Source organism: Deltaproteobacteria bacterium (assembly GCA_020848745.1).
Lineage (GTDB): Bacteria > Desulfobacterota > Binatia > UTPRO1 > UTPRO1 > UTPRO1.
This window is the reverse complement of the sequence record JADLHM010000154.1, coordinates 1-3,008: the sequence shown is the minus strand read 5'-3', so window position 1 is coordinate 3,008 and position 3,008 is coordinate 1. Positions and strand designations below refer to the sequence as shown.

General features: G+C 64.7%; 6 protein-coding genes. 5 read left to right on the top strand and 1 reads right to left on the bottom strand.

Translation table 11 applies throughout. The features are described from left to right. Positions 1 to 35 precede the first annotated feature (35 nt). The 4 genes from IT293_22110 to IT293_22095 are packed head-to-tail and all read left to right on the top strand — an operon-like array spanning position 36 to position 2,566. Positions 36 to 188 carry a hypothetical protein gene (locus IT293_22110; protein MCC6767353.1) on the top strand — a complete coding sequence of 51 codons (153 nt, stop codon included), beginning with the start codon at positions 36 to 38 and terminating at the stop codon, positions 186 to 188. Continuing rightward, entirely contained in the window at positions 185 to 1,621 is a 1,437-nt protein-coding gene (locus tag IT293_22105; GenBank protein MCC6767352.1) for an SGNH/GDSL hydrolase family protein, read from the top strand. Before IT293_22110 ends, IT293_22105 begins: the two co-directional genes overlap by 4 nt. 12 nt (positions 1,622 to 1,633) lie before the next feature. Further along, a complete protein-coding gene (locus IT293_22100; GenBank protein MCC6767351.1) occupies positions 1,634 to 2,005 on the top strand; it encodes a hypothetical protein in 372 nt (123 codons plus the stop codon). Then, positions 2,006 to 2,566, top strand: a complete 561-nt coding sequence (locus tag IT293_22095; GenBank protein MCC6767350.1) for a hypothetical protein — start codon at positions 2,006 to 2,008, stop codon at positions 2,564 to 2,566. On the opposite strand, the gene IT293_22090 is transcribed toward IT293_22095, so the two are convergent. Beyond that, positions 2,544 to 2,744: a hypothetical protein gene (locus IT293_22090; GenBank protein ID MCC6767349.1), complete on the bottom strand. Its 201-nt coding sequence runs from the start codon at positions 2,742 to 2,744 to the stop codon at positions 2,544 to 2,546. The two genes, IT293_22095 and IT293_22090, sit on opposite strands and share 23 nt — an antisense overlap. Before the next feature lie 98 nt (positions 2,745 to 2,842). Between IT293_22090 and IT293_22085 the strand changes: the two genes are divergently transcribed. Further along, on the top strand, positions 2,843 to 3,008 hold a 166-nt coding region (locus IT293_22085), incomplete at its 3' end, for a hypothetical protein (GenBank protein MCC6767348.1).

Genomic DNA, 3,008 nt, shown 5'->3' with positions numbered 1-3,008 from the left:
CTTCGGCGCCGTCTCTCGCGCAGCTACAGGCCATCGTGGACGCGACGACGCCGGACACGTCGGCCTGGGGTGACTGGCCCTTCGTGTGGAGCGATGGCGCGGCCGATCTCGACGACGTCAGCGGCAATGGTCGCGACCTCAGTATCGAGACCGGCGGCACCCTCTACCAGGGACCAGCTACCCCATGACCCGCACCCTCCTCCTCTCTCTCGCGGCGCTCTGCCTCGCCTCCTACATCCCCGACGCGCACGCGCAGTCGATCGGCGGCGGTGGGGGCGGCGGTGGCGGAGGAACGCTTGACCGACCTGTGCGCGCTGCGTCGATTGGCGACTCAATCTCTGTCTATCCGATCTCAGCTCAAACGTGGCACCGGCTCTATGCCGACTCGACAACGACGGTTCAGATCGATCCGTTCGCCACATCCGGCCATACGACCGCGCAAATCCTGTCGCTTCAATGGCCGAGCGTCGACAACGCTGGATATACGGTGCTGTTCGCCAATGGCGGCACAAACACCTGCACACTATCGACGACTCCGGCCAACGCCTTGACTTACGCCGCAAGCGTGCAGGCTGACATGCAGACGATCGCTACCGATGCGGCAGCGCAAGGGATGCGCGTCATCCTCGCAAACATTCCTCCGATCAAGGGTTGGGGCGGGTGGACTGCCGACATCCAAAGCTGCATCGACACATACAACACGAACCACCTGGCAATGACGGGGGTGTCATGTTTTGTCGACGTGTACGATGCGCTGGACGCTGACGACGACGACGACATCGATGCGGGGTTTGATAACGGTGATGGCATCCACCCGAACGCTACCGGCACGGCGGCTATGGCCGCAGCGGTGACGGCTGCGTGTGGAGACGTTGGCGGAAGCGCCAGCGATACAGCTATCGCCATGATGGCGGACGGCACTGTCACGTCTCCGTCGTTGTCGTTCTCTAACAACACTGATTCGGGCTGGTACTACTACGACAATGCAGGCGTGCATAACATCGGCGTCGCTGTCGACGGCGCGAACGCGGCAAACTGGAATCAATACGGGTTCGGTATTGGCGTAGCTCCAACATCGGGCGTGAAACTGCACGCTTACGCATTCGATTCAGGCGGTAGTTCCGTTGGGTATTTCCAGAACGCATCTGGGTCGGGCGCATTCAATCTCTACGTCGGCGAGGACATCGCATCGACGTATAACCACGGCGCCGTCCTATGGCACGGCAGCACCGCGGCGCTTTACACCGGATGGGCCGCGTCGCAGTTTGGCCTTCGTACCGGGGCTAGCGGTGGCATGATGCTCGACAGCTACAACGCTGGCCCCATCGAGGCTCGCGTGAACGGCTCCGACCGCCTCAACATCACATCAACGCTTTTCGAGGCAGGCGGTGCGATCATCTCATCTGGAACGGTCACGAGTTTCCGTACCGCTGGCGCGGCTGCCAGCAGCGGAATCACTCTGCCGACCTGCGACTCTACGACGCAGTTCCATCAGTTCGCCGTCGACGACACGAACGATTCGGCCGCCGCGATGCTGTGCTGGTGCCGACGCGGCACTGATAACTCGACCTATGCGTGGGTCAGCATCCACGACAACACCACGGCTTGCATCGACCCCTGACCCGGAGCCCCCATGCCCCTGACCAAGCTGACCAGCCTCGCCTCCCACAACGTCGACGTCGGCATCGGCGGCGTCCTTGGCCTCGTCTCGTCGCTCGGCATCACGACCGGGACCACGCCGATGCCCGATGGCGTGCCGTCGTGGGTCGGGTACCTCGCGTCCCTCGGCGTCGCGCTCGCCCCGATGGCCATCAAGGCGCTGGCCCGCTGGTACAAGGGCGAGGCTGCCGGCGACCGCGTGCGAGCCGCCAAGCTGCGCGCCAAGGCGGACAGGTGCCGCAAGGCGGGCATGGAGGCCGAGGCCGTGAAGCTCGAGGACAAGGCCGACGAGCTCGACGCCGAGGCGGCTGAGAAGGAAGCCAAGGCGCGGGGCGGGGTCGAGTAGGTGCCGGCGCCCGACATGCTCTACCAGGCTGACAATCGGTGGAGCACGATCACGCTCGGCGATGGCCCGTCGACCATCGGGCGGGCTGGGTGCCTGCTGGTGTGCCTCACGATGGCGGCACGACGGCTACAGACCAGACCGTCGCTCATCCCGCCTCATGCGAACAAGGCATTCCAGGACGCCGCGGTGTACGACGGCGATCGTCTGCGCGTCCACGATGCCGCCCCCGTGCTTGGCCTCGTGGCGCCGCTCTCCGAGCGCGTGACAGGCAATCCGGGGTCGGCGCAGATCAAGGACACGATTCGGGACGCCTTCGGCGCTGACGGGCTTGCGATCTTGCACGTCGACTACGACGGAGACAAGCCGGGCGGTGACATTGATGGGGACCATTTCATCCTCGCTGTGGAAATGACGCCCTCGTCGGTGGTCTGCTTGGACCCTGCCGTCGGGCGCGTCGTGCTGTCGTGGCCGATGCTCGAAGGCTTGGCCGTGTGGGGCAAGACAGACCGGCGCCTGTATTGCGTCGTCGGGGCTCGGCCTATCCGCCGCGTCCCTCAGTAGATAGCGCGCGCCGCAAGATCGCCACGATCAACCCGTTGATCGGCACGTCCTCACGTCGAGAAACGGCGGTCAGGAGGTTGTGCGTCTCGTCGTCGAGCCTCAACCCAAACGCCACCGTGCGCTTGGGGACCTGGCGGGATTTCTCGTCGGCGAGCGCGCGGGAAAGGACGTCTGTCATGGGTGCATCATAGCACCTGTCCGCAGGTGGGGCCAAGCGTCTAGTGGGAAGCGTGCCACCTTCAATACCGTATCGGGCACCTACTCGGAGTGTGCCCAATGGCTGAAGCCGGACTGTTGCTGAACCGCGCGCTTGACGACTCGAAGGTGCATCCCGACAAGCTCGGCAAGCCCCTTGTCGTCGGCGCCATCGGGTTCCTCACCTACGCGACCACCGCGAACCCCACCACCGAGGCGCTCAACTCGACCGTCGACGCGACTGCCG